21 protein-coding genes and 1 pseudogene are annotated in these 26,795 nt (G+C 60.4%); 2 read left to right on the top strand and 20 right to left on the bottom strand.

Translation table 11 applies throughout. The features are described 5' to 3' along the window. Positions 1-333 precede the first annotated feature (333 nt). From pstB to BBDE_RS01820, 15 genes and pseudogenes are all read right to left on the bottom strand, one after another. Positions 334-1,113 (bottom strand): phosphate ABC transporter ATP-binding protein PstB, encoded by a 780-nt coding sequence (gene pstB, locus BBDE_RS01890; protein ID WP_003837442.1) that lies wholly within the window; start codon positions 1,111-1,113, stop codon positions 334-336. A gap of 71 nt (positions 1,114-1,184) precedes the next feature. Continuing rightward, on the bottom strand, positions 1,185-2,183 hold the full coding sequence (pstA, locus tag BBDE_RS01885; protein ID WP_003837444.1) for a phosphate ABC transporter permease PstA: 999 nt from the start codon (positions 2,181-2,183) through the stop codon (positions 1,185-1,187). Beyond that, a pseudogene (gene pstC, locus BBDE_RS01880) lies at positions 2,180-3,133 on the bottom strand (phosphate ABC transporter permease subunit PstC). Before pstC ends, pstA begins: the two are co-directional and overlap by 4 nt. A 147-nt stretch (positions 3,134-3,280) precedes the next feature. Beyond that, positions 3,281-4,408: a phosphate ABC transporter substrate-binding protein PstS gene (pstS, locus tag BBDE_RS01875; protein WP_012901871.1), complete on the bottom strand. Its 1,128-nt coding sequence runs from the start codon at positions 4,406-4,408 to the stop codon at positions 3,281-3,283. Positions 4,409-4,570: 162 nt separating this feature from the next. After that, on the bottom strand, positions 4,571-5,275 hold the full coding sequence (locus tag BBDE_RS01870; protein WP_003837449.1) for a response regulator transcription factor: 705 nt from the start codon (positions 5,273-5,275) through the stop codon (positions 4,571-4,573). Further along, positions 5,275-6,645 carry a sensor histidine kinase gene (locus BBDE_RS01865; RefSeq protein ID WP_003837450.1) on the bottom strand — a complete coding sequence of 457 codons (1,371 nt, stop codon included), beginning with the start codon at positions 6,643-6,645 and terminating at the stop codon, positions 5,275-5,277. The genes BBDE_RS01870 and BBDE_RS01865 overlap by 1 nt, the downstream gene beginning before the upstream one ends. A gap of 223 nt (positions 6,646-6,868) precedes the next feature. Next, complete coding sequence (mtnN, locus tag BBDE_RS01860; RefSeq protein ID WP_003837455.1) at positions 6,869-7,576, bottom strand: 5'-methylthioadenosine/S-adenosylhomocysteine nucleosidase; 708 nt, start codon at positions 7,574-7,576, stop codon at positions 6,869-6,871. A gap of 65 nt (positions 7,577-7,641) precedes the next feature. Beyond that, positions 7,642-8,826 (bottom strand): 3-deoxy-7-phosphoheptulonate synthase, encoded by a 1,185-nt coding sequence (locus tag BBDE_RS01855; protein ID WP_033489423.1) that lies wholly within the window; start codon positions 8,824-8,826, stop codon positions 7,642-7,644. Positions 8,827-9,040: 214 nt separating this feature from the next. Continuing rightward, positions 9,041-10,177: a 3-deoxy-7-phosphoheptulonate synthase gene (locus tag BBDE_RS01850; protein WP_065468781.1), complete on the bottom strand. Its 1,137-nt coding sequence runs from the start codon at positions 10,175-10,177 to the stop codon at positions 9,041-9,043. Positions 10,178-10,324: 147 nt separating this feature from the next. Beyond that, the gene (locus tag BBDE_RS01845) at positions 10,325-11,665 is read right to left on the bottom strand and encodes a C1 family peptidase (protein ID WP_033489420.1); all 1,341 of its coding nucleotides are present in this window, start codon (positions 11,663-11,665) and stop codon (positions 10,325-10,327) included. Between the two features lie 146 nt (positions 11,666-11,811). After that, positions 11,812-13,296, bottom strand: a complete 1,485-nt coding sequence (locus BBDE_RS01840) for a hypothetical protein (RefSeq protein ID WP_003837463.1) — start codon at positions 13,294-13,296, stop codon at positions 11,812-11,814. Positions 13,297-13,440: 144 nt separating this feature from the next. Further along, on the bottom strand, positions 13,441-14,130 hold the full coding sequence (locus BBDE_RS01835; RefSeq protein WP_003837464.1) for a pyroglutamyl-peptidase I: 690 nt from the start codon (positions 14,128-14,130) through the stop codon (positions 13,441-13,443). Positions 14,131-14,187: 57 nt separating this feature from the next. Then, a complete protein-coding gene (locus BBDE_RS01830) occupies positions 14,188-15,039 on the bottom strand; it encodes an IspD/TarI family cytidylyltransferase (protein WP_033489419.1) in 852 nt (283 codons plus the stop codon). Between the two features lie 81 nt (positions 15,040-15,120). Then, a complete protein-coding gene (locus BBDE_RS01825; protein ID WP_003837468.1) occupies positions 15,121-16,137 on the bottom strand; it encodes a polyphenol oxidase family protein in 1,017 nt (338 codons plus the stop codon). A 56-nt stretch (positions 16,138-16,193) separates the two neighbouring features. Next, positions 16,194-17,738: a peptidase U32 family protein gene (locus tag BBDE_RS01820; protein ID WP_012901869.1), complete on the bottom strand. Its 1,545-nt coding sequence runs from the start codon at positions 17,736-17,738 to the stop codon at positions 16,194-16,196. A gap of 224 nt (positions 17,739-17,962) precedes the next feature. Here BBDE_RS01820 and BBDE_RS01815 point away from each other — a divergent pair, with 224 nt between their 5' ends. Beyond that, positions 17,963-18,928, top strand: coding sequence for a GlxA family transcriptional regulator (locus tag BBDE_RS01815; protein ID WP_012901868.1), 966 nt, complete (start codon positions 17,963-17,965; stop codon positions 18,926-18,928). Positions 18,929-18,970: 42 nt separating this feature from the next. On the opposite strand, the gene BBDE_RS01810 is transcribed toward BBDE_RS01815, so the two are convergent. Together BBDE_RS01810 and BBDE_RS01805 are read right to left on the bottom strand one after the other, a co-directional pair. Beyond that, positions 18,971-20,239, bottom strand: coding sequence for an APC family permease (locus BBDE_RS01810; protein ID WP_003837473.1), 1,269 nt, complete (start codon positions 20,237-20,239; stop codon positions 18,971-18,973). A 105-nt stretch (positions 20,240-20,344) separates the two neighbouring features. Next, entirely contained in the window at positions 20,345-21,874 is a 1,530-nt protein-coding gene (locus BBDE_RS01805) for an aminotransferase-like domain-containing protein (RefSeq protein ID WP_003837474.1), read from the bottom strand. A 228-nt stretch (positions 21,875-22,102) separates the two neighbouring features. On the opposite strand from BBDE_RS01805, the gene BBDE_RS01800 reads away from it, so the two are divergent. Then, positions 22,103-22,762: a LysE/ArgO family amino acid transporter gene (locus tag BBDE_RS01800; protein ID WP_003837477.1), complete on the top strand. Its 660-nt coding sequence runs from the start codon at positions 22,103-22,105 to the stop codon at positions 22,760-22,762. A 98-nt stretch (positions 22,763-22,860) separates the two neighbouring features. Here the strand turns inward: BBDE_RS01800 and BBDE_RS01795 are convergent, their stop codons facing one another. The 3 genes from BBDE_RS01795 to BBDE_RS01785 form a co-directional block, all read right to left on the bottom strand. Next, positions 22,861-23,724 carry an aldo/keto reductase gene (locus tag BBDE_RS01795; RefSeq protein WP_003845103.1) on the bottom strand — a complete coding sequence of 288 codons (864 nt, stop codon included), beginning with the start codon at positions 23,722-23,724 and terminating at the stop codon, positions 22,861-22,863. 129 nt (positions 23,725-23,853) lie between these two features. Next, a complete protein-coding gene (locus tag BBDE_RS01790; protein ID WP_003837479.1) occupies positions 23,854-26,139 on the bottom strand; it encodes a DUF2207 domain-containing protein in 2,286 nt (761 codons plus the stop codon). Between the two features lie 87 nt (positions 26,140-26,226). After that, a complete protein-coding gene (locus tag BBDE_RS01785; protein WP_003837481.1) occupies positions 26,227-26,790 on the bottom strand; it encodes a LemA family protein in 564 nt (187 codons plus the stop codon). Positions 26,791-26,795 lie beyond the last annotated feature (5 nt).

Below are 26,795 nucleotides of genomic sequence, written 5' to 3'. Positions count from 1 at the left end.
TTCCTGCTCAAACCTATGCATCGCAATCATCATAGCGCAAAATGAGAATGATTCTCAACAATGCGTGTCGCCGGGACCGAGTCCTTGCTTTCCAACGATTATCGGATAGGCATCGCCATAGGTCAGGAGTAGGAGACCACGAGAAGGAGGCGCGTATGCCAAGGCTCCCGCAGGTGGGATTCCTGCGGGAGCCTTGCAGATTGGCTTTGCCGATCAGCCGAAACGTGCAATTACGGAACTTCGCTTCGCGAAGCACAATCCGCTGACTAGCTCAAGCTAGCTTGCGACGGCCCGCCGGACCGTCGCTACGTTTCGGCAGATTGGCTTTGCCGATCAGCCGAAACGTCCCGAAACGTAGCGTTCGGCCTCTTCGTTCTGCGGGTTGTTGAACATCGTGGTGGTATCGGTGAAGTACTCGAGATGACCCGGCTGACCGACGGCCTTCAGGTTGAAGAAGGCGGTGTAGTCGGCGATACGGGCGGCCTGCTGCATGTTGTGCGTCACGATCACGATGGTGTAGTCGTTCTTCAGCTCGTTGATCAGATCCTCGACAGCCAGGGTCGAAATCGGATCGAGTGCGGAGCACGGCTCATCCATAAGCAGCACTTGCGGATGCACTGCCACGGCACGGGCGATGCAAAGCCTCTGCTGCTGACCACCGGACAGACCGATGCCCGGATTGTCAAGGCGATCCTTGACTTCGTTCCACAGGTTGGCGCCACGCAAGGCCCACTCGACCAGATCGTCCGCGTCGGACTTCGAGATCTTGCGGTTGTTGAGCCTCACGCCGGCAAGCACGTTCTCACGAATCGACATGGTCGGGAACGGATTCGCACGCTGGAACACCATGCCGACATCACGGCGCACCGCCACCGGGTCGATGTCCTTGTCGTACAGGTTCTTGCCTTCGAGCAGCACCTCACCTTCGCAGTGAGCGCCCGGGATGATCTCGTGCATGCGGTCGAGCGTGCGCAGCACGGTGGACTTGCCACATCCGGAAGGCCCGATGAATGCGGTGACCTTGTTGGCTTCGATGTTGATGTTCACGTCTTCCACGGCCAGGAAGTCGCCGTAGTAGATGTTCAGATGATTGACATCAATACGTTGTCCCATTTGAGTTCCTTATGATTTATTTGCTAAGTTTCAGACTACCCTCAGCCGCGCCTTGCGCGACGGCTCCGGGATCAGCGCTCCGACTTGACGGCGAAGACCTTCGCCACAAGACGTCCGATGAGGTTGAGGATGAGCACGATGAGGATCAGCACGAGAGCGGCGGCCCAGGCACGTTCCATCGGGATGGTGGTCACGCACGAGGCGTCGGCGGAAGCCGGGCAGTTCGCGTTGAGCTTGGAATATTCCTGGTAGACGTACACCGGAAGGGTGGTCATCTGGCCGGAGAAGAGGTTGACGTTCGTGGAGGCGATGTAGCCTGCGGTCATCAGCAACGGCGCGGTTTCGCCGATCACTCGCGCGACGGCGAGGATCGCGCCGGAAACGATGCCCGGCAATGCGGTACGCAACACAATCTTCGTGATCGTACGTTGCTTGGTGACACCCAACGCATAGGAGGCCTCACGCAGATCGTGCGGCACGATCTTGAGCATCTCTTCGGAGGACTTGACCACGGTCGGCAGCATCAGCAGCGAGAGAGCCACGGAACCTTCGAAACCGTTGATGGTGCCCGGTCCGATCAGGATCGTGAACATCGAAAAGGCGAACAGGCCTGCCACGATGGACGGAATGCCGCTCATCACGTCGACGAGCAGGGTGATCACGCGGGCGAGCTTGCCACGGTTGGAGTATTCCACCAGATACACGGCGCACATCAGGCCGATCGGGATGGAGATGACCATGGCGCCGAACGTGATCTCCAGCGTGCCGATGATGGCGTGCAGGATGCCGCCGTAACCGCCGGACGGGGTAGGATTGCCGCCGACCACGCCGGTCATGTTATAGCTCAGGAAGTTCAGGTTCAGTCGCTTGACGCCGTTGATGATGGTGGTCAGCAGCACCGAGATCAGCGGAATCAGGGCCACGATGAAAGCGAGGGCGATGAGGACCCTCATCACCAGATCCTTGCGCTTGCGTGCGGCGGTGAAGGAGCGGGTCGGCTTGAACTTGTCGAAGTCGATGACGGGAGCGCCGTCCATCGGCGAAGCGTTGTTTTGCGCGGCAGACATCATGCACTCGCTTTCTCGGTGAGCTTACGGGCGATGAAGTTCACCACGAAGGTAATCAGGAACAGGACCAGGCCGGTGCCGATCAGCACGGAAACGCCAAGATCGTTGGCCTCCGGATACTGGGCGGCGATGTTCGCGGCAATCGTCTGGTTCTGCGAGGCCTGCAACAGCTTGATGGAGTAGTTGAGCCCCGGGGAAAGAATCATGAGCACGGCCATCGTCTCACCGAGCGCACGTCCCAGGCCCAGCATGGAGGCGGAAACAACACCCGACTTGCCGAACGGCAGCACGGCGAGCTTGACCATCTCCCACTTGGTGGCGCCAAGCGCAAGAGCGGCCTCCTCCTGCAGACGCGGGGTCTGCATGAAGATGTCTCGCGACATGGAGGTGATGATCGGCAGAATCATGACGGCGAGCACCACGGCCACAGTGGCGACGGTACGGGAAGGATTGGCGGCCGGGCCTTGGAACAGCGGGATTCAGCCAAGATATTTGGCCACCCAGTTCCAGAACGGGTAGATGGCCGGCACCAGAATCAGACCGCCCCACAGGCCGTAGATCACGGACGGGATCGCGGCGAGCAGATCGACCACATAGCTCAACGCCGTAGCGAGCTTCTTGGGTGCGTAATGCGAGATGAACAGTGCGATGCCGACCGACACGAAGAAGGAAATCAGCAGTGCCAGGGCGGAGATCAGTACGGTACCGAACAGCAGCGGTCCGACGTAGCCCCAGAAGTTTGTGGCCTTGCCGCCGGTGAAGTTGCTGATGGTGGCGCTGTTGGCCTTCTGGTCGCCGCCGATCAGCGGCCACGCACGGAACAGCAGGAACAGCGCGACGGCGGCGAGCACCACGAGGATCAGGATGCCGCAGGCGTAGGCCACGCCCTTGAACACCTTATCCGCGTTCTTGCCGCTTACCGGCTGCTGAGCCGTTTTGCTTTGCGAACTCACGGGTTCTCCTTAACTTGCGTATGTTTACGAGCCTTGCGATTGGATTCCGGACGGCATACCGTAAGTACCGCTTCAGGCCGCAGCCACGTTTTGCTGCGGCTGCGGCCTGAATTATGCGATCAGTTGCCGGTCACCGGAACCGTTCGCTCACTTGGTCTCGATGGCGTCGATGGACTTGAGGACCTTCTGGCGCATGGTGTCGGACAGCGGGGCGGAACCTGCTGCGGAGGCAGCGGTCTGCTGGCCTTCGTCGCTGACCACATAGGTGAGCCAGGACTTGACGAACTTGGCGGTGTTGGCGTCCTTGTATGCCGGGCAGGCGACATCATAGGAGACCAGCACGATCGGGTAGGCACCCTTTTCGGTGGTGTTGTGGTCGAGCTTGACGACCACGCGGTTGTCGCCGGTGGCGGACTCGTCGAGCGGGGAGGCATCCACGACCTTGGCGGCGGCTTCGGCGGAGAACGGCACGTAATCGTCGCCGACCTTCACTGCCACGGTGCCGAGCTCACCGGCCTGGGAGGCATCGGCATAGCCGATGGTGCCGTCGGCCTGCTGCACGGTGGAAATCACACCGGAGGTGCCCTTGGCGCCCTGGCCGACCTCGTTCGGCCAGTTCTCGCCAAGCTCGTAGCTCCAGGCGTCGCCGGCGGCATCCTTGACGTAGCTCAGGAAGTTCTTGGTGGTGCCGGACTTGTCGGAACGGTGCACGACGGTGATGTCGAGATCAGGCAGGTCGACCTTCGGGTTCTGCTGCTTGATGGCGTCATCGTTCCACTTGGTGATCTTGCCGTCGAAGATCTTGGCGATGGTCTCGGCGTCCATGTTCAGGGTCTTGCCCTTGCCGGAAATGCCGTTGAGGTTGAACACGACGGCGATCGGGGAGATGTAGACCGGAATGTCGAAGGCATTGCCGGAAGCGCACACGCTCTTGGACTGCTCGACCTCGTCATCGCTCAGGGCGGCATCGGAGCCGGCCCATGCGGTGGCGCCGGTCAGGAAGGTGGAGACGCCTGCGCCGGAGCCGGACGGGTTGTAGGCGACCTTGGCGTCCGGATTGGTGCCCTGGAAGCCGGCGATCCAAGCCTCGACGGCTGCCTGCTGGGAGGAGGCGCCTGCACCCTGGAAGTTGCCGGACACGGCTTCGGTCGTGGTGCTGGACTTGGCCGAGGAGGAATCGGTGGCGGCGGTGTTGTCACCGCAGGCCGCGACGGAAGCCAGCATCACGATGCCGGACACGGCGGCGATGGAGCGTACGAGAATGGAGTTACGCATTGTTTCTTTTCCCTCTGTCAACATTCTGATGGCGTACGTTGCTAGGTTCATTGTCTGGTGTCGCCATCGTTCTTCATGACAATTTCAAGCCTATTGGCCGTTTGCGGTGCCGGATGCCAAAATCGGTGAACGGTAGATGAACAGTATTCGTCTACTCGTCCCTCACTCGATCGGGGCATCGATCTTGTATCCCAATCCACGCACGGTGGTCAGGTATTTCGGGTGCGCAGGATCCTCTTCGATCTTGGAACGCACACGCTTGACGTGCACATCCAGCGTCTTGGTGTCGCCGACGTAATCGGAACCCCAGATGCGGTCGATGAGCTGGTGACGGGTCATTACGCGACCCTTGTTCTGCATGAGATATTCCAGCAGCTCGAATTCTTTGAGCGGGAAGAACACGTTCTCACCGCGCACGCTCACCTCATGCTGGCCGATCTTCATCGAGATGTCGCCGCACACGAGCGGAATATCATCATCGGAGGCGCTGTCGGATTCGGCGACCATCTGATTGCGGCGCAATACCGCGCGGACGCGGGCCAGCAGTTCGCGGAAGGAGTACGGCTTGGTCACATAGTCGTCCGCACCGATCTCCAGACCGACCACCTTGTCGATTTCCGCGCTTTTGGCGGTCAACATGATGATCGGCACACGGCTTTGCTCACGAATCCTGCGACACAGCGCGGTACCGTCGAGACCGGGAAGCATCAGGTCGAGCAGTACCAGATCGACGCCTCCCTGGGTGAACAGTTCCAGCCCGTCCTCGCCGGTGGCTGCGGCGGACACGTCATAGCCTTCGCGAGTGGGCTGGTAGACCAGCGGTTCTCGATACGATTCCTCGTCTTCGACGATCAGAATACGTGTCATCAGTGGTTCTCCTCCGTGTTCTCTGTAGTGTTTGGATGCTTCTCTTCAGTCTTGGTTTCCGCATTTCCCCGAGATTCCGGCGCATCCCCGGCCTCCGGCAGCGTGATGGTGAACGTGGACCCCTCCCCTTCGCGAGACCACACGGTGATGGTGCCGCCGCAATCCTGCACGCAATGCTTGGTGATGGCCAGACCGAGTCCCGTGCCGCCGGTTTCGCGCGAGCGCGCCGGATCCACGCGGTAGAAGCGTTCAAAGATGCGGTCGAGCGAGGGGGCCGGAATGCCGATGCCCTGATCGACCACACGGATGGTGACCTTGCCGCCCTCATGCCCTATGCCGACCGCCACGGTGGTGTTCATCGGGGAATAGTTGACGGCATTCTCCACTAGGTTCTTCACGGCGGTTTTGATGGTTTCGTGGTCGGCATCGACGAACACGTCCGCTTCCCCGCCTGATGATGCGGTGGCGTCACCCGCCATGCCGGCACGCAACGGCACCGGCCTGCCGTTCAGCGACAGAGCCAAGCCGATACGCTTCGATTCGGCCTTCACCTGGTTCTCACCGATCGCCTCGCGCGCGATCCGCAACACGGAAAGACGTTCCGCATTCAGCATCGCGGCCGCGCTCTGCGCCTTCTGCAGGTCGATCAGACGGTGCACCAATTCCGTCAATCGTTCGGATTCCTTCGAAATGCGGCCCGAGAAATACCGCACCGCATCCGGATCGTCGGCGGCGTCGCCAATCGTTTCGGCAAGCAGCGAAATCGCACCTGCGGGAGTCTTCAGCTCATGCGAAACGTTCGTGACGAAATCGCGGCGCATGATTTCAAAACGACGCTGCTCGCTCATGTCGGAAATGAAAATCGCGAAACTGTCGTCGGCTATCTGTCCGACGCGCACATGCAGGTACAGGGTGTCGGCGGGCAGGGTCTTGCCGGCTTCCAGCCCTTTGCCGTTCGTATTCTTCGCGGCGGCGCGGGCGGCGCGGTCGAGAGGAATCGCCAACTCACGTTCGCGCACCACGCTGTCCGCGGAAACCAGCTTCAGAATGTCACGGATCTCGGCAAGCGTCATCGCACTGTCTTCGATCAAGCCGAAACGCTGTGCACCCGGCGAAACGTATTGCACCGTAGCGAGCGCGTCGGTGACGATCAGCGCCTCCGGCATGACGGCAATCAGCTGGCGCTCCGTCTGTTGCACGGGCACGCGCGGGCCGAACAGCGATGTGTTCTTCGAAGCCCCGAACGTGCTTGGATCGTTCGGCGCCGGGCCATCTTCGAAAGCCCGGCCGAAGCGGTATGCGACCGACGCAACGGCCGCGATCACCATAACCGCCGCAACGGCGAGGAGCACCCATTGCCCTGACGTCATGCGTTAACCCTCCGATAATCCAGTATTCTTCTTCAACAGTAGCGGGTTGACGGGTGCATTCGCGCATGCGATTCCCGCATGCCATCGGAAGTTTCCCCATCGTTCATCTTCATGGAATCGGCGGTTCCGGAATATGAGATGGCCCGGCTCCCCTGCCGATATGCGGGTCAGGAGTCGGGCCTGGCGACCATGCCAAGGATTGGCGGTACGTAAGGATTGGCGGCTACATGCGCCTGATGATGTTCACCGTAAGCCTCGCCGCAGTGTCGGCGTATTCGGAGATGTCGAAGGCCTTGAATTCCTCATAGTCCGTGTCGGCGTTGTCGGACAGCGCACGGATGACCAGCGCAGGCACGTCGTTACGGGCGGCTACATGCGCCACGGCGGCACCCTCCATTTCGACCGCGTCGGCGCCGGTCTCACGCACGACCTGCTCGACCTTGGCCGGATCGTCAACGAAATAGTTGCCTGTGGCGATGATGCCGACGATATGCGTGATGCCGAGGTCGGTCAGAGCTTGGTCGGCAAACGCGATCAGACGTTCGTCGGAATGGAACTCCTGCACCGGGGCATCGGCGGTGCCGGGCTTCCACTGGCCGACCAGACGCATATCGGTGTCGAGATAGCGCAAGGTACCGCCGAGCACCACGTCGTTGACATGCAGGGACGGGTTGAGATTGCCGGCGATGCCGGAGAAGATCACGGCATCCGGATGACCGACGTCGATCAGATGCTGCGTGGTGGCCGCAATGTTCACCATGCCCATGCCGCCAACAGTGGCGATGATGTCGCATTCGGCGCCCCTGTCGGTCGTCAACGTGCCGCGTGTAATGGTGAGGCCGGCTTCGTCGGTGACGGCGACGTCGTCCAGAGCGGCCGCGATGTGCGCGACTTCCTCATCCATGGCGCCGATGATGGCGATTGCGGTCATGTATCTTCCTTTCCATGTGGGCCTCCCTCTGACGCGGGAGATGGCAGAGGAAGGAGGCTGACGAGTTACTTCCAGCGACGTTCGCTGACGGCGTGGGCGAGTTCACGCAGGAGCCGCTCGGTGGTGTCCCAGCTCAGGCATTTGTCGGTGATCGACCGGCCATATACGAGCTGGTCGAGCGGAGCCGCCTTCTGGTTGCCGCCTTCGATGAAGCTTTCCATCATGATGCCGGTGATGCCTTCCTCACCCTGCGCGATGCGGCCTGCGATATTGCACACGACCTCGGCCTGACGATGCTCGTCCTTGCCGGAATTGCCGTGTGAGCAGTCCACGATCAAACCATGCGCGGCCGCGGAGTCGGCCGGCATCTCGCCACGAATGGTCTCCATGGCCTTGGCGATCGAGGCGGCATCGTAGTTCGGTCCGCTGCTCGAGCCGCGTAGCACCACGTGGCAATCCGGATTGCCGAGGGTTTTGACCACGGCGGCCCGGCCCAAGTGGTCGATGCCGAAGAAGGTATGCGTCTGCGCGGAAGCGAAGCAGGAATCGGTCGGCGCCTTGATCGAGCCGTCGGTGGCGTTCTTGAAGCCGATCGGCATCGAAAGGCCGCTCGCCAACTGGCGGTGCACCTGGCTTTCGGTATTACGTGCGCCGATCGCACCCCAACTCACCGCATCGGAAATGTACTGCGGGCTGGTCGGCTCCAAAAACTCCGTCGCGGCCGCCAATCCTTCATCAAGCACACCGAGCAAGGTGTGGCGGGCCAACAGCAGACCTTTCTTGATATTGCAGGAGCCGTCGATGTCCGGATCGTTGATCAGACCCTTCCAACCGACCGTGGTGCGCGGCTTCTCGAAGTACACGCGCATCACAATCAACAATTCACCGCCCAGCTCGTCCTTCAATCCGGCAAGACGGCGGGCGTAATCAAGCGCAGCCGCAGGATCGTGCACGGAACAGGGGCCGACAATCACCAGCAGACGGTCGTCCTGGCCATACAGGCAAGCGCGAATCTCATCGCGAGAATAGGCGACGATCTCCTGGGCCTTTTCGCTCAACGGCAGCTCCCCCAGCACCTGAGCCGGGGTGGGCAGCACTTCGAATTCAAGCACACGGCGGTTCACGATGCGGCTGATGCCGACCTGATCCTCCCAACGTGGCACGTCCGTGGCGACTAGTGGGTTCTTGCCCTCGTCCATCGCCTGCCGGATGGCGCGAAGTTCCTCCGGCGTATTCAGCTGCTGCTGCATGTGTCTCTCCTTGGTCACTGTCTTCCCCAAGAATAGCAATCACGGCGCAAAACAGGATGCTCAATCTACCGACGCTGGGCCCCGCCTCAGCGTCGGTGGTTTGGATGTTTCCTCAATCTGCCGACGGTGGGCGGCTGTCACCGTTGGCGGTTTGGGTGCCTTCTCAAACTGCCGACGGTGAGGCGGGGCCCAGCGTCGGTGGATTGAGGAAGGGTTATTTGGTGAGATTGCGGCGGGCGGTAACGGCGTCGGCGAGAGTGTGCAGCAGCTGATCGGTACGCTCCCACGGCACACAGGCGTCGGTGATGGACTTGCCATATTCGAGCTGGCTGAGCGGGGCCGGCTTCTGATTGCCGGCCTTCAGGAAACTTTCCATCATGATGCCGAGAATGCCTTGTTCGCCGGACGCGATACGCGCGGCAACGTCTTCAACCACCTCGGCCTCGCGCACCTCATTCTTGCCGCAGTTGCCATGGGCCGCATCGATGATCAGACCATGTTCGCTCGGACCGGACGCCTTGGAGCCCTTCAGATCGACCAGCGCCTGCGCCACGGATGCGGCATCGCAGTTCGGTCCATGTGAAGAGCCGCGTAGCACCAGATGACAGTCGGGATTGCCTTTGGTTTCGGCGGAGATCACACGGCCGTCAAGGTTGATGGATAGGAAGTGATGCTCGAACGCGGCGGCGAAACAGGAGTCGGCGGCCGGTTTGATGGAGCCGTCGGTGGCGTTCTTGAAACCGATCGGCATGGACATGCCGGAAGCGAGTTCGCGGTGCACCTGGCTTTCGGTGTTGCGCGCGCCGATCGCACCCCAGCTGATCAGATCGCAGATGTACTGCGGGGTGATCGGGTCAAGCCACTCGGTCGCGGCAGGCAGACCGAGGCTCAGCACATCGGTGAGTACCTTGCGTGCGAGCCACATGCCCTTGCGAATATTGAACTGGCCGTCAAGATCAGGATCGTTGATCAGGCCCTTCCAACCGATGGTGGTGCGCGGCTTCTCGAAATACACGCGCATCACGATGACCAGGCGATCCTCAAGCTCTCGCTTGACGGCGGCCAGCTTTTCGGCATACTCGTGCGCGGCCTTCGGATCATGAATCGAACAGGGACCGACGATGGCGAGCAATCGATCGTCACGGCCATGCAGCACGTCGCGAATCTCCTGACGGGAGGTGAGCACGAGATCGCTCATCTCGTCGGTGAGGGGCAGTTCCTTGAGAAAATATCGAGGGGCGGGAATCGGGTCAAGCTGTCGAATGTTGACATCCACGGTCTCCGGAAACACGGCGTGGTCATCCAACAGCCGTGCATCCTGTGAACTATCCGGACCGCGAAGACCTGACATCGCTTCCACTCCTCCTTGACGAATCTGCGTATGCATGAACTCATATGAGTTACCGAAGTCAGATTAATGGATGGGAACGGAATATGAAAAACGCCGACTGCATGGTGGGACAGTCGGCGTTTCCTCGTTGCGCGCCTTGCGTCTTGCTTATTGGGCCAACGCGCCCATCGGATCCCATGCGGGGAGCATCTGGGCTGGCCCTTCAAGCGCCTTGAGGTATTCGTCGGGCAGGAGAGCCTTCGGCACGGCGACTTCGTAGACGTACTCGGTGAACCAGTCGTCGCTCATGGTGAAGTAGCCCTTGTCGGCAATCTTGTCGCCCCAAGAGTTCTCCACACGCCAACGGCGGGTGGTGCGACCGTCGTCAGCCACGTCCACGCCAACGAACGCCATGGCATGATTCATCGCAGAGTCGGCGTAGCGCACGCGAGCTTCCTTGTCGAGGTCGAAATCGACGTCGTACACCCTGCCGTATTCGAACAGGTCGGTAGCCCATGCACCGTTCTCACGGTCCATCATCGGATGGCAGTCGGCACCGAACCACACCGGAATGCCCTGTTCTTCGAGAATGCGGCGCACGCAATCCTTCATGAACTGGTTCGGCACGTTGAGATATTCGGTCGGGTCTCCCCCGGCCACATTGCCCAAATGCTCGATGCCGATCTTCCTGCCCTTGGCATGCTCCTGACGCGGATCGTCCACCAGGCACACATAGCTCTCCAGATCGGCGGAACCCACATACTTGTTCCAGAATTCGACCGGCGTGATCTCGCCGTCACGATGGAATTCGCCGTCCTGGTCGGTCCACTCCCAGTCGAAGCTCTTCGGCGGCTCGCCCAGATGAATCGTCAGAATGCGGTGCCCGGCGGCGGTGGCCGAATCGATGACCGACTCGATCGAAGCGGGGTCGGCGTACATGTGCGCCACGGCGGTGTGCAGCATGCGGCGCAGCTGCGTGTTCATCTCACCGGTGTTCTTGGAGGATTCGGTTTCCGGGAACAGGTCTTTCGGTACGGCGCCATACTTCTTGTACACGTTCATGGCCATGGTCCACTGGCCGCCGTCGCCCATCACGTCATGCAGCAGATGCTGCACAAGGCGGGAATCAGCCGGTTCGCCGGCTTCGATCAGCGCGGCCATGTCGTTCAGAAAGTAGTTGACGCGCTCGAGCTTGTCAAAATACATGGCATAGTTCTGCGAAAACTCGAACTCCTTCAGGCCCATGTTCTTCTTGGCCACGAAGCGGGCCACGTTGAGCGAGCTGAATAGCCAGCATCGGCCCGAACGGTCCTGATGCGTGGCGGTGCCGTTATCCACGATGGTGGAGAAACGGCGCTGCAGCAGGCGTGCACGATCATAGTTGCGCGCCACCTTGTCGATGCCCGCTGCGGTGACGGCGTTCATGGCCATACGATTATGTTCGCTTGCCTCAAAGGAGGCGTCGAGCGACGCCAATGCATCATTATTCAACGGCGTGATTTCAGCCATCATGCTCCTTAGTCATATCGTTATCGGCTCCGTGCCGATTCCCATTTCCATGACGATGCCACGAATAAACGGCACCTGCCGTCATGAACAGGTGCCGTACCTTCATCGCCATCGAGTCTAGTCGATGATTCGATGCCGTCGAGCGATTACCGCTCGTCATGCTCCTCGTCGGTCTCACCATCCGCGTGCTCAGCGGATTCCACGGATTCGGCAGATGCCACAGTTTCGGCAGATACCTCAGATTCAGCGGATTCCACGGACTCGGCGGATTGCGTGACTTCGTCGCCCTGCTGCGCCTCATCGGCGACGTCCTCATCGAACGTCGCGGCCGGTTCCTCCGGATTGTCGTCAGCGCCCTCACCGTCCACGGCGTTGACCACGGACAGGTTGGATGCGCCGAATCCGGAGAAGGCGTTGGCGAACATGGCACGCAGTTCGCTCACACGCTGCGTGATCTGCGCTTCGCGGGTCTGCAGGTCGGCGATGCGCTTCTGCACGCCGTCGAGCTCGGCCTTGGCCGCTTCACGGCGTTCGTTGATCTGTTCGTCGGCGTCCTCGGTAGCCTGCTTGACGATGCTTGCGGCCTGGGCATCGGCCGTGTTCCGCCTGTCGGAAGCGTACGTATCGGCCTCTTCGCGGGTATTCTTCGCCTCGGCGATCAGCTCATCGGCCTGCTGCTTGGCGGCTTCACGACGTTCGGCCAGATCGGCCAGCAGCTCATTGACCTTCTTGGTGGCCTCATCCTGCTGGGCGGAGATGTCGGCGCGAATCTGCTCGACCTCGGCGTTCACCTGGCTCATGGTCTTGGTGCGGTGCACTTCGGCCTCATCGGTGATCTCCTGCGCCTTGGCCTTGGCGGTGTCCGTGATTTCCGCCGCACGACGCTGCGCATCGGTCATCATCTTGGAAACCTGCTCGCGCACATCGGCGAGCTTCTTGTTGGCATCGGCCAGCGCGGCCTCGATCTGATCGTTGGTCTCGCTTTTGAGTCGGGCGATCTCCTCATTGGCGCTTTTGCGCTGTGCGGCGATCTGCTCGGTGGCTTCCGCGCGCATATCGGAAATCTCACGCTGCTGGGAAGCACGTTCGGAGGCCAGACGCTTATCATGCTCCTCGCGGGAATTCGTCAGCTCCAGATCAACGGTCTGACGCTGTGCCGTTACGGTCTTCTGCGCTTCGCTGCGTAGACGGTCGGCGTTACGCTGCGCGTTGGTGGTGATGGATTCGGCGTCGGCCTTGGCCTTGGCGAGTGCGGCGGTCGCCTTCGCATTGGCATCGTCCATGATGCGCTTGGAATCGATCTTGGCGTTGTTCAACAGGGTTTCGGCCTGCAACTGCACGGTGGCACGGGCCGCTGCGGCGTCTTTCTTGGCGCGTTCAAGCAGTTCGGCGCTCGTCTGCTCGGCGGAGCTCAGCATCTGCTGCGCGTTGGCACCCAGCGATGCGAACGAATTCGGATTGGCCTTGCGATTCTTCTCCTCCTGCAGCTGCGCCTGAAGCTGCAGAATGGTCTGGTCATCGGCCTGCACCTGCTCGCGAAGACGGTTCACCGTCTCCTGAGCGGCGGCGAACGCCTCGTCGACCCTATCTTTGTCGTACCCCCTCAACACGATTGGGAACTGGTCCACCATGGTGCTTTCCTTTCGCGAATTCCCTCTTTGACGCTCACCTTCCGAGCCCTGTCCGTTTGCACTTTAGCGCACCCGGAACACGAAACTCACGGCAGTCGCATAATTCTCACACAGAGAACAGGAATCTCCCAGAAATCGTCCATGTCATCCCAACAGAATGTCGCCGGATGAGGGTTGCAGATGGTACCGTACGGTTTCGCGAATCACGTCGCGACCGGCGGCGATCTGCTGGGCGAGCGACAGCCCATGCTGCGGATGCGGCTGCTCGTTGACGATCGGCAGGCTGACGAAGCCCGACAGAATGCGCCTGTCCTGCCGTGCCGACCAATCCAGCAGATGATAGAACAGCGAGTTGCACACGAAGGTGCCGGCATCAGAGCTCAGGGTCGCGGGAATCTCATGTTTGGCGAAATCCTTGAGGATCGACCGCAGCGGCAGGCGCGTCCAGTAGGCGGCCGGACCTTCCGAATTGATCGGCCTGCGGCTCGGGATCACATTGTCGGCGTCGGGCTTGGCCGCATCCATAAGATTCGTGGCGCAACGTTCCAGCAGAATGCCCCGGGACGAACGTTTCAGGCCGGTTGCGATGATGATGTCCGGCTGCGCCTTCTCGATGGTGTCCAGCAATGCGGGCCATGCATTGGCGAAACTGACCGGCAGCACGACGGTCGAAATGGCCACGTCGACGTCCTGCAGGAGATCGTCGCAGCCAGCCTCGTCCGCGGACGGATCCCGCCACCGTTCCGCAAGCGCCTGCGGCACCAGCATGGCGGGGTTCACGTCGACGCCTTCGTACGGGTCGAAACCGGAGATGACGATATTGATCTGCTGCATGGTATTCAAGTGTACGTGTTCCGGATGTGCGGTGTTGTTCGCCTACGGCCGGAGCCCTCAGTGACGGTGCATTTCGGCCGCGGCTTCGGCGAGCACGGCACGCATGCGTGCCTTGGCCTCCTGTTTGGCCGTATCGTCGCCCGCAATGGCTGCGGGGCGTCCGGTCAGCTTGGCCGCAATGCCTTCGGCAATCGGCATATCGGCCTGCGTGGTGATCTTGAGGTTCGTTTCGGACCCTTCCACGATGGCGACCGGCGTATCGGGCAGATAGTCCACGACCACTCGGGTGTCGTCGGTCGGATGGAAGCCGGGGTCGGCCGCGGCCAGTTCGTACGCCTTGTTGATGGTGTCGAAGCGGAAGGCCTGCGGGGTCTGCGCACGGAAGGTATCCGGCCTGTCGGGCACGGCGCGCACCACCTTGCGGTCGCCGAGATCTTCGGTCAGCAGCACGGTGTCAGTGGAGGCGAAGGCCACGGTGGCCGCCTCGAATCGGTCAAGCGCGTCGATGCAGCCGTCGATGGATGGCTGGGCCACGAACGGACGTACGGAATCATGGATCAGGATCTTCGCATCTGCCGGAATTCCGGCCTGCTTCAGCAGATCCAACGCCGCCAGCGTACTGTCCACACGTTCCTCGCCACCGGGGACGATGGCCCTCACCTTGCCGTAGCCGTTCTCGTCGATCAGCGCGTTGACCATGTCGTTCACCCGCGCATTCACCACGACGATGATGTCGGAAACCCGTGGATTGTTCTCGAAGGCCTCGATGCTCCAGCATACGATCGGCTTGCCACCCACCGATACGAGCTGCTTGGGGTTGCTTTCATCGAAACGGGTGCCGAATCCAGCGGCCAATACCACGGCCACTACGGGCGCGGACTGCGCCTGCCTCTGTTCTCTCTCTGTCATAGATTCCACCGTAAAACCAAGGGGCATTGCCGCAACGCCCTCCATTCATCTTCTGCACGCAATCCGCAACAGCGGCGACGACTATTCGCGTACGATCAGCGCCAGCATGCGCCCTTCGTGCCGTTTGCCGGCGAGCGCGGCACGGCGATGCGAGAACCATAGCGGATTCTCGAGCGTGCACAGGCTGCGGCGGATGTTCCTGAAGCGTTCCGACAGTTGCGGTTCTCCTTCGCCGTCGCTCTGGCAGAGCATGGCGAGTTCCTCGTCTTCGCTCAGATATTGGGTGGCCGCATTGACGCGCGGGCGGGAGGAGACGATGTTGTCGGCCGGCACGCCCGCCTTGGCAAGCTCCTGCAGGGCGGCTGCGGCGATGTCGATGCCCGGCTGCCCGAAACGGCTCAGCGTGAACGTTCCCGGGAACTGTGCGTCGAATTCGTCGGCGATGTCGCCGCCCACTTCGTAGCAGTCGCCGCAGATGCAGGGGCCGAGCGTGGCGACGATGCGTTCCGGCTTTGCGCCTTTGGCGGCCATTGCGCCGATGGTGGCGCCGATCACGCCTTGCTGCAGGCCGCGGCGGCCGCAGTGCGCGGCGCCGATCACGCCGGCCTCGGGGTCGGCCATGAGTACCGGCAGGCAGTCGGCGGCGAACATGCCGAGCGCCACGTTCTTTTGGGAGGTCACTTGGCCGTCGGCTTCGATTACGGCCGGTTCCCCTGCGGTGTCGTCAACGGTTCGCGCGGTGTCGGCCTTGGTACCGGACACGTCGAATCCGAACGGACGGTTCAGCACGAACGCCTCGTCCACGTCCACCGCGTTGCCGGAATGCACTTGGCTGACGAGGCTGATCTTCGCGCCGAGCGTGGCGGCGAGCGCCATGCGGTTGGCGAGTACGTGTTCCGGGTTGTCTCCGGTTTTGCCGCCGAGGTTGAAGTGCGCGAAGTCACCTTCGCTGGCACCGCCGAGTCGCGTGGTATAGACCACCGTGATGCCGGGGGCCAGCATGATCGGGATGGTCACCGGAATCGGGTTGCCGTCTTTGTCGGTGGGGTCGATGGCGTTGGAATTGAGGATCGCGTCATCGTACTGTTCGTTGCTCATGTCACATTCCTTGATTACTTGCGATTGCTGGGCTTACTACCGTTTTTTTCGGCCGATTATTCGGCTTTGAGCGTCGGCTGTTTCGTACGCGAGCGGATGGCGGCGTTGACGGGCACTTCCTGCGGGCATGGCATGGAGAAGACGTGCGCCGGATTGTTGATGGCCTCCACCCAGTGGCCGTCGGCGTCGCGGAATCCTCCCGCGGGCACGGTATAGGCGAGGGGCGCGGCCCCGGGCAGCACGAATTCGACGTTCTGGCCTGCCTCGATCTTGTTGCGGCTCATGATGGTCACGCGTCCGCCGTCTTCCGGACTCCAGGAGAGCACTTCGCCGACGACGAGCCATGCGCGGAAGTAGGCGGAACGGTCGGTGCTCTGCCGCACCTTGTGTTCCGGATAGTAGAATCCGGTGGAATAGTCGCGGTGGGCCACCTTGTCAGGTTCGTCGAGCAGCCAGTCCGGCAACGTGATGTGCCCCGCCGGGCGCACGCCGGCGTGATACCAGCCGTCCGGCAGCACTTCGGCCGCCGTATTCGACTTGCGGCGCGTGCTGCGCGCGTGATAGCTCAGGTCTTCCGGCTCGGTCGTGATGGTGCCGGCGACCGGAACGGCATCGATATCCGGTTTACCCGCGAATGCGCCGTCGGCATTGCGCATGATCGCATCGTTGATTTCCGGCTTGCCGTACTCCGGATCCGAGGGGCGGATCACGCGATCGCGGAAGGGTTCCAGCATATTGCCATCCGTATCCTCGAAGCCGCGTTGCACCATGTATTCGTTGACTGCCGTCTTGTAGGCGTTCGTCATTGCGGCGATGTAATACGCGCTCTTGGAGCGGCCTTCGATTTTGAGGCTCGTCGCGCCGGAGTCGATGAGATCGTCGATATGGGCGAGCATGTTCATGTCCTGCGAGTTGAACAGGTACGCGCCCTCTTCGGTCTGTTCGATCGGGAAGTACTGGCCGGGGCGTTTCTCCTCCACGATCGAATACTTCCAGCGGCATGGCTGCGCGCATTCGCCATGATTGCCGTCGCGGCCGGTCAGATAGTTGGAGAACAGGCAGCGGCCGGAAAACGCCATGCACATGGCACCGTGCACGAAGCATTCGATGTCGAGGTCGTCGGGGATGCGTGCACGGATGTCGCGCACGGCCTGCAAGTCCATTTCGCGGGCCAGTACCACTCGGCGCGCACCCAGCTCGTAAAAGGCGTTCGCGGCCTGATAGTTGGTCACGCCGGCCTGCGTGCTCACATGCAGTTCGAGGTTCGGCGCGATGTGTTTGGCCATGAGCATCACGCCGATGTCGGAGACGATCAGCGCGTCCACGCCGGTGTCTTTCAGCTGGCCGAGATATTCGCGCATCGCCTCGACCTCGTTGTTGCGCGGCAGCACGTTGAAGGTCACGTAGACGCGGACGCCACGTTCATGTGCATAGCGCGCGCCTTCTTCGAAATCCTCAAGGCTCAGATTCTTCGGTGCGCTTCGCATGCCGAACGCCTTGCCGCCGCAGTAGACGGCATCCGCACCATAGTCGACGGCCGTTTTGAGTCCTCGCAGGTTGCCCGCCGGAGCCAATACCTCAGGCTTGTTTCTTCTTTGCACGAATGTTCCTCTTACTCGCCGCCTACGCGGTTTTCTTTCGATTCAGACCGTCTGTCATTCTCGTAGATTCACGGGACAGGCGGCAAACGCCATGCGGATCGCAGAAATGACGGGTCGAAGCGTGGACTCGATTCCGGTCGGAGATTTTACATACCCGAAAAGGGAACGGCACCAACGCCGTACCCCGGAACCGTAACGTTCGTTCCATGAATGTGGGAATTCTTATGTGGCGACGCACCAGGCCTTTCGACATGGCCTCCGCCCTTGAAGTGTTTTCCTTGGCGCTGAACGAGAACGGCAAGGTCTTCATCGTGCCCATGGAATCCGGTTGCATAACCGGATCCCAACCCACATGCGCATTCGATGAGGCCTGCCGTTGTTGCTCGATTCTGGTGATTCCGGGGTTTTCCTCATTCGAAATCGGCACGGTCCCCCAAGCGAGAGAGCAGGAAATCACGCTCCTTCAGCATGCGCACAGCCAGGGAACCACATTGGTCTCGCTATGCACCGGAGCCTTCTGGCTGGCGTCCTGTGGCATGCTTGACGGTAGGATCGCCACCACCCACTGGCAGTACTGCGAACAACTCGGCGAGCAGTACCCCGCAATCAATGTGAGGCACAATGTCCTGTACGTACAGCAAGACAACATCTGGACCTCCGCAGGCGCCAGTGCGGGAACGGATGCATGTCTCAGCATCACCCGTCAACTACTCGGCGACGCGATCGCCGAATCGGTATCCAAACAGATGGCGGTGACGCTGGAACGCAGCGGAAGCCATATCCAGATCGCCGATGCCACCTCTTCGTCACAACACCGGTTCGACAGCGATCTGGACCACCTACGCATGCTGTTCCTCGCGCATCCGGAGCATCCATGGAAAGCAGGCGACCTCGCCGCGGCATTGGGAATGTCCGTAAGGACCTTGGAACGAAAATTCAAGGAATGGGGAACCACTCCCCATCAATGGATATTGCGCGAACGACTTCTTATGGCGCAGTCTCTTCTCATATCCACGACCATGCGCATCGATTCGATTGCCCATGCCGTCGGTTTTTCGGATACCGACCTTATGAGACGTCATTTTCTCCGGCTTTTCGGCATGACGCCCCACCAATTCCAACTCCGAAACGAACGGAGCCGTTTGGCGGATTCCTCAGGAAACCCACCAAACGGCACACTCCGTCAATAGCCCCGAAAACGCCTTGTTCTTAAGCCTTCCGACGGCCCATCGTCATTTTCCCCGTCGCATGCGGCGACGATGAACCGCGGCACCCACCGCCACCAGCATCGTCGGATACAGGATCCACCATGTGAAGCCGGTCAGGATAATGCCGCATAGGCCCAGCGACAGCAATGCGATCAACCAGGAGGCACCTGACACCCCGCCTTCGTTCCGCTCGCTGATGATGAATGCGATGATGGACACGACGTACAGCACGATGAAATCCTGGCTGACGATGCCCACCAGGTTATCGGCCTTGAGATGCAGAAGCCCGGCGATGACGATAACGCCCGTATAGATGACCTGCATGGCGATCAGCGCATTGACGGGCACGCCATTGCGGTTGGTCTTCGTAAAGATGCCGGGAAGCAGTCCGTTGCGCCCAGCCGAGAAGGTGAGCCGGCTTGCTCCCAGAACCCATGAGTTCGCGTTGGCGAGAATGGCGATGACGATGAGCACCGTGATCACGGCTTTCCAATCATCGGGCAGCAGCGAGGTCAGGCCGGAAGCGCCTGTGATGTGCGTACCGGCGATTTCAGCACCGTTGACCACGAACGCCAGCGCCAAATACAGCGCGGATACCACTGCGAAACTGATCCAATAGGTCATTGGAATGTTGCGTTTGGGGTTGCGAAACTCCTCCGCGCTGAAGGACATGTTCTCCCAGCCGAGAAACGCCCAGACGATCAGACCCGCTCCGGAAATCAGGCCGGACAGGTCGAATCCGGTCGTGATCGACGGCAGCTCGCGGATGCCGAGGACCAGCAAATCAAGATGCGTGCCGACCAATATGCAGATCAGTGCCGCAATCATCCACAGCGAGATGGTATTGATCAATGCCGTCAGGCGTGTACCAAGCAGATTGACGATGGTGGACGCCAGCAGAATCATCAACGCGCATACGAGTCCCCATGGATATTGCGCAATATCGAACAGGCTGCACACGTAGGCGCCGCCGACCCATGCCAATGCCGGAATGCCAATCGCATACGTTCCCCACAAAAGAACGGAGGTCGCATCCGCGGCCCAAGGGCCGAAAGCGATGCGAGCGTACTCGGTAAGCCCGGCGGCCGTAGTGTAGCGACTGCCGAGTCTGCTGAAAATAGCGACCATCGGAACCATGGCCAGGATGACGGCAAGCCAGCTGGCGATCGCCATCCGGGATCCGACCGCGGCAACCACGATACCGGGCAGGCCCAGCATGCCCGAGCCAAGCACCATACCGACCGCCAGCGCGACGCCGCGTGGCAAATTGATTTCCTTGTTAAGACCAGCCATGACGTTCTCCTCTCTTGTATGGCTACAAGACCCATTACGCCATGGATTCCCTTGCGGCAACACCCGCAAATGCGTCAATCAACCGGAAAATCGCGTCATATCGGCTCATCCCAACTCACGGGCGACCGCCGCCAGTACGTCCACGGCGGCGGCGAACTCCTCCGGCGTGGTGTAGGAGTAGCTCAGGCGCAGGGAATTGTCGGCTGCGAAATCGTAGATGTCACCCGGATTAAGCAGTACGCCGCGTTCCGCGGTCTCCTGGAACAGGCGATTCATGCGCATCGAACGGTCGAAGGTGAGCCAGATGTAGAAACCACCATGCGGCGTGGTCCAATGCGCAAGTCCCGACATCGTCTTGCGCAACGTCTCCAATGCGCGGTCACGCCGCCGACGAAGCTCGATCTTCAATCCCGCAACGTATTCGTCGTACAGACCGGAACTCAGGAAGCGGGTGAACGTCCACTGGCTCAGGACGCTCGCGCCGTAGTCCATCTGCATCTTCACGTCGGCGAGGCGTTGCACGATCGGCTCGTTCGCCACGATCCAACCGATGCGCAGTCCCGGAGACAGCGCCTTCGACGCACTGCCGAGCGTAATCACCATACCGGTCTCGTCAAGCGCCTTCAACGGCAGTGGCGCTTCACCGTCGAATACCAGGTCGCGGTAGGCACCGTCCTCGATGATCGGCAGACGGTTGGCCACGCAACATGCGATCAGTTCATGCCGCCGCCGCTCGCTCATGGTGATGCTTGTCGGATTATGATTGGTCGGAATCGTGTACAGAATGGCGTTCTCCGCATGCTTCCTCGTTGTGGCCGACAGCAGATGGTCGGATGGCAGGCCGGATGATGACGTTACGGTCTCCTGCCCCAGCAACAGCCGTTGCAACGCGGCCACATCCAAGCCGTCGGCATCCATCGGCACGCCTTTCAGACGCATGCCGGCCGATTGGAAGATCTGCAACGACTTGACGTAGCTCGGCGATTCCGCATAGACGATGGAGTTCGCCGGCAGCAGGCTCATGGAGATCATCTGCAACGCCTGCAATGCGCCGCTCGTCACCAGCACCTGCGCCGGCGTGCATTCGATGCCCGTGGCGCACATGTGTGCGGCGATCGCCTCACGCAATGCGGGCAGTCCTTCCGGCGGCGGGTAGCCGAGCGAATCGATCTCGTTCGCCGCCTCGCCGAGCACCTGCTTCCACATGGCTTTGGGAAAAAGCCGTGGGTCGAGTTCGCCAGTGCCGATGCGGGTCATGTTCGGCACGAATTCGTAGCGGTTGATGGCTTGGATGGTGGCATTGTTCGCCCTGAAAAAGCCGGAGCCCACATAATCGGCCCAGTCCGGCGCGCCTGGCAGCATCAGCGACCACGTATTGCTGACGATTCTCGTGCCCGCGCCATGCTGCCCTTCGACGATGCCGTAATCCGACAGTTCGTTGATGGCCGCGATGATGGTGGAACGGTTCACGCCGAACCATTCGGCCAGGGCACGCTGCGACGGAAGCCTCGAACCGATGGCCCAGTTGCCGCTCGACACCTGTTCGCACATGTAGTCGACGATCTGCTCGGTGATGGGCCTGTCGGATTCACGACTCGGCTTCCAGTCGATGTTCAGTGGGGCGACACGTGCCATGACCCTCCTTGCGGTCGATTCGGCCAAGTTGGTCGCTTGGTTGGACCAACTTCAAGACTTTGGCTGGTTGTCTACTGTAATTATGCCTCTAAGATAATCACTAGTTTAAGCGCATATCTTTGCGATATAAGGATGAAACACCCTTTTTATGCGATGACGATTTGGCTGAGATTGGTTGGATGAAGGAAAACCAGCCAAACGTTTTTGGGTGAGAATGCTGAGGTTGTTATGGGATTGTTTTTTCAGGGTCTCACGCTGGGATTGGCGTATACCGCACCGATCGGCATGCAGAATCTGTTCGTCATCAATTCGGCGCTGACCAAGCCGCGCCGACGTGCGTTGCTGACCGCCCTGATCGTATTGGTCTTTGATGTTTCGCTGTCGTTGTCATGCTTCTTCGGCATCGGCAAGCTGATGCAACGTTACGACCTGCTGCGCCTGGGTGTTCTGGCCGTCGGCGGGCTGGTCGTGCTCCATATCGGTGCGGGATTGCTGTTCGCCAGAAAGCATGGCCAGTCTTCCGACAATATCGCTCAGTCCCGTAATACGGCGCATCAGGTGGCGTCACGCTTCGGCGGCGATAACGAACTGCTGAGCACCATCATCACCGCCGGTGTGGTGACATGGCTCAACCCGCAGGCCATCATCGACGGCACGCTGATGCTCGGCGCCTTCAGCGCCACGCTCACCATGTCGCAGTCCACGCCGTTCATCACGGGCGTGGAAATCGCTTCCGCACTATGGTTCATCGGGCTTACGCTGCTGATTTCGGTGTTCAGCCATAAGTTCAGCCCGAAGGTCATCGGCTTCATGAACCGGGCGTGCGGTGCCGTGGTGATGCTCTACGGCATCAAGCTCCTCGCGGACTTTGCCATCGCCATCCTGTAAGCCCGCTGCCTTTTGCCGTCTTTGGCGCCGCAAACCCGTACCGCAACCATGCTGATTACGGCCACGAAAGACGTCAAAAGGCAGATCGACGGAGACGCTCAGCCGAGGAAGGCAAGCTCCTCATCGGTGAGCTCAAGCTCATCGGCCTTCAGGGAGTCGAGAATGGTTTCGGGGCGGTGCGCTCCCGGAATCACGAACATATGATCGCCCTTGGCAAGCTCCCAAGCGAGCACTACCTGCTGGTAGCTCACGTCATGCTTGGCCGCTACCTCACGGAACGGGTCGAACAGGTGCTCATCATACGGATGGCGATACCCGCCGAGCGGGCTCCAGCATACGAACGCCAGGCCGGCCTCGGCGCAGTAGTCCAGCGTATCCTGCGTCTCCAGGTGAATCGGGGAATACTGGTTCTGCACGGCTACGAGCTTGTCGCCGAGAATCTCCTGCGCGATCTTCAACTGCTCGATGCTCACGTTGGAAACGCCCGCCCACTGGGCCACACCCTGATCGAGCAATGCCTTGATGCCTTCGCAGGATTCGTTGTACGGCACTTCCGGATCATGACGGTGCAGGTACAGCAAGTCAATCGAATCGACGCCGAGCGCCTGCGCGGACTGCTTGCCGTATGCGATGAGATGCTCCGGCTTGCCATCGCGCGGCCACACCGGCTTGTCGCCCTCCCACGCACGACGAAGACCGACCTTGGTGGCCACGGTGACCTCGTCGCGCGGGCCATGCCAGGTTTCCAGGGCCTCACGCACCAGCTTTTCACCGGTCTGCTCCTCCTCGCCCGGAGTGTAGTAGGCCCAGGCGGTGTCGATATGGCGGCAGCCTGCGTCCAGTGAGGCGTGCAGCGTTTCGATGCCGATGTCATGGCCACGGTTGTTTTCGATGGTCAGCGGCATTTCACCGTGACCGATGGCAGTGGTGCGGAACGGTCCGAGATTGCGGAACAGGGTCATGTCTTCTCCTTCAAAGAAGCCTTGTCTTACCAGCATGGATTTCTACGGAAATCCATGCCCTCCAACAGCAAAGCCTACCAATCGCCCTAGGCGAAAGGCAGGCTTTCCATACGCGGCTTCAGTGGCCGATCAGCGTCCGCCGAACGAGCCGCCGCCACCGCCACCGGACGAACCGCCGAAGCCGCCACCGGAACCACCGGAGAAGCCGCCACCGGAACCACCGCTGGATGATGACGGCGCAGTCGCGGCCATGGTGGAGCGAATGTCGGAGAAGCTGGAATTCAGCTGCGCTCCGAAATCGCCATAATTCGCGCTGAACGCCGATGCATCGAACGATCCGGCCGCCGAAGCGAAAGCGGAACCCGACGTGAGTGAATACGAACGGCACGGCCAGTACAGGTACGAGGACGCGGCGTTCTGATCCAACCATTCCGGATCGGTCACCTCAGGGTAGGCCTTGGCCAACTGCGCGGCGGCCTTCGCGGAAATGCCGAACGCCGTCGCATATACCATGTAACGACCCCACAGGGTCAGGTCGAGTACGTTGCGGTCGGTGAAATCGCTGAAATCCTCCAGGTAGTTCTTCAACCCCTGCACCTGACCGGCATACTGCTGCCCCGCCTCGGTGATGGCGGTGGAACGCGTGATCTTGATGATGAATATCGACACCACCATGATCGGCAGGCATTCCACGAGCGCCAACGCCAACTCGCTTCCCGAACTGACGAACCTGACCGTCATGACAAGACTGAGCAGAACGCCAAACACGCCGCACATACGCGCACCGTAACCGGTGCTCTGCGTGGCACCAAGCCTGCCGAATTCCTTGTCGCAGGCTCTGTCGAAGGCTTCCTGCAGTTTGTAGGCCTTGCTGTACTTCCCCAATGCGCTCTTCATGGCCTTGAGATCGTAGACCCTGCTGCCGGTCAGCGCTGCGGCCTTGACCAGAATGTCCAGTGCGGCCCGCTCGGATTGGCTGAGATTCAATGATTCGACATTGTCGTAGACTACCGGCAAAATCACCACGGTGCTGGACTTGCGCAGCTCCGATTCCTTGCCGTTCGAAGCGATCATCGCCGCCAACGTCGTTGCGCTGGTAGCGGACATGTCATAACCGACATACAGCTCCGCAGGTCCAGGATAGATGGCGATTGCCCCCTTTGAGGCCAACGACATGACGGTCGAACTCATCTGGCGGTTACGAATGCTCGAGTCCCTCCCGCCAAGTCCGGACGGTCCGGCCAACACCCCCATCAGCTTGGCCGCGCTGGCCGGAGACATGTCCGGCGGGTCACGCCAATACTCGATGCCACCATGGTATTGCGATGCCCTGATGCTGCGAATGGCGCCAATCATGCCCAGTATGCACAATATGATGCCGAGCGCGCCCGTGACCACCCAGCTCAATACGCGCATTCTGGCGGAGTGACGTTGTTCATCACGCCATTCCTTCTCGTCCTGCGTTTCGATCTTCATGAACGTGCTCTTGGCGTCCTTGCCCGACGTGCGCGCCACATTGCCGGCCAACGTGGAATCGAACATGGCCACGATGTCAAGATAATCGCCCGATCGTATGTCATCAGCGGAGAACACGAGCGAACCATTCTTGCCGCGATCGGTCGAATTCGCACGCGTGACGTGCAGCCAACCCCACGTGTTCTTGCTGGTGGCGCCATCGGGGAAGGTGAGCGTACCGGTCACTTTACCGATCGGAATCCGGTTCTTCTTGCCGAACGGCTCCCACTGCATGGCGGTGACGTCCTTGTATTTCGTAACCGCATTCTTGAAGGTCATGCTGACGTCGAACTTCAGGCCGCTGGCCGACGAAATCGAGGGAATGTTCCAGCCGATTTCCACGGTACGATGCTGGGCGGAAGTGGCGGCGGAATCGGATTTCAACTCCCGTTCCACCCGGGCCGTAGTCGATTCGCCATTACCGTTGGAATGCTTCGCCGTGAACCCTTGCGTCTGCGGGTCATAGGGTTGCGGATTGGAATCACCCTGGGTCACGTCGGCGATATACCACTGCCCGGCATGCTGTTCGTTCCATTCCAGCTTGGAATAGTTGCTCGGAATGGCAATGCTTCCCTGCGGATATTCCTTGCCGGTGAACGGGTCGGATACGCTGATGTCGGTGATGTTGGTGATCGCATCTTCGGAAAGATCATACTGCTGGTACAGCTGCTTCCATGGACGTTCGTAGTCGTCATCGCTGCGATCGCGAAGCGTCACATCGATATGCTGCGTGACCCTCAAATCGCCGTCGGCCGTAATCTGCGCATCCAGATCAAGCGTTTTGTAGCTCATATCGGGCTCGTCGCCGTTGGCCTCGAAGACCACGATGATGCCACCCACCACTATTACGCTGATGATTATGGCGGTGATGGCGCTGGTAAGCATGTGTCTGAACTTCATCGGCACTCCTTTCCGTGTGAAGCCGTGAAAAACCGGACGGACGCAAAAGCCTCATCCGTAATGTGGATGAGGCTTAGGGGGTATCGGTCAGAACTTGACCTGAGGCGTCTGGCGATCGGCTTCGTCGACTTGGAAGTACGTCGCCTGCTCGAAGTGGAACAGGCCTGCGATGATGTTCGTCGGCACGACTTCGATCCGGGTGTTGTACTTCTGTACCACATCGTTGTAGAACTGACGGGCGTAGGCGATCTTCTCTTCGAGAGACTTGAGTTGGGACTGCAGATCCATGAAGTTTTCGTTGGCCTTCAGTTCCGGATATGCCTCGGCGGTGGCCTGCAGGTTGACCAGTGCGCGGCTGAGCTGATTTTCGGCCTGAATGCGCTGTGCCACGTCGCCGGACTGAGCCGCCTGCACCACGCCCGCACGGGCTTGGGTCACCTGGGTGAACACCTCGGACTCGTGGCTGGCATAACCCTTGACGGTTTCGACAAGGTTCGGGATGAGATCCGCACGCTGCTTCAATTGCACGTCGATCTGCGCCCAACCGTTCTTGACGCGGTTACGCAAGGTAACCAAGCCGTTATAAGCGGAAATGGCCCACAGCACAATAAGAACAATTACGACGACCGCGATAATAATGCCAATATTCATCGCCA

The organism is Bifidobacterium dentium JCM 1195 = DSM 20436 (genome assembly GCF_001042595.1).
Classification (GTDB): Bacteria; Actinomycetota; Actinomycetes; order Actinomycetales; family Bifidobacteriaceae; genus Bifidobacterium; species Bifidobacterium dentium.
This window is presented reverse-complemented; position numbering and strand designations above follow the sequence as displayed.